Annotated in this window: 1 pseudogene; it reads right to left on the reverse strand. The window is 53.8% G+C overall.

Annotated features, from left to right (window positions below):
* Positions 1-569: pseudogene (locus tag ACFWW4_RS22715) on the reverse strand (transposase); the annotation flags it as partial.
* Positions 570-628 lie beyond the last annotated feature (59 nt).

Consider the following 628-nt stretch of genomic DNA (forward strand, 5'->3'; position numbering starts at 1 on the left):
GGACACATATCCGAGTACCCCTGTCTTGCAAGTATTCTCTGAACCAATCTGTATCATAGCCGCGATCCCCAAGCAGCCATTCGACGCTCGGCAGGCTGCCCAACAGTGCTCGTGCGCCGATGTATTGCCGACCGTTCGTCGATGACAAAGAAGCCGATTGAGCGTCCCTGGCTGTCGCGGACAGCATGCAGTTTTGTGTTCATGTCACCTTTGGTGGGTCCGATCAGGCGTCCTTCGCTATTGTCTCTCGGGCCAATGACGTTCCAATGGCTCATCCCTCTTTTTTTGCCCAAGCTGGGCGCGGTGCGATCAGCCTTTAAATAAAGTTGCATCAATCATGACCGTCTTTTTGTCGCCATGTTCAGCAGCCGGGTCCATCATGATCTGAGCAATGTTACCTTTCTCATTCCCCTGCTTCGAGCGATTGTACAGGGTCTTATTTGACCATACTCCTTTGGTGTATTTCGCCAGCGCACGCCATTGATGAAGATCATGCCACCCAGCAGGCGTCGGTCATCGACCCGCGGCTTGCCATGACACTTCGGAAAGTGGGGCTCAAGGCGCGCCATCGAGCCACTATAAGTCGCTCAGATCACCACTCGATTTTCAACCGGTGAAGCAAGCCGCA

This window comes from Yoonia sp. SDW83-1, assembly GCF_046762885.1.
Classification (GTDB): domain Bacteria; phylum Pseudomonadota; class Alphaproteobacteria; order Rhodobacterales; family Rhodobacteraceae; genus Yoonia.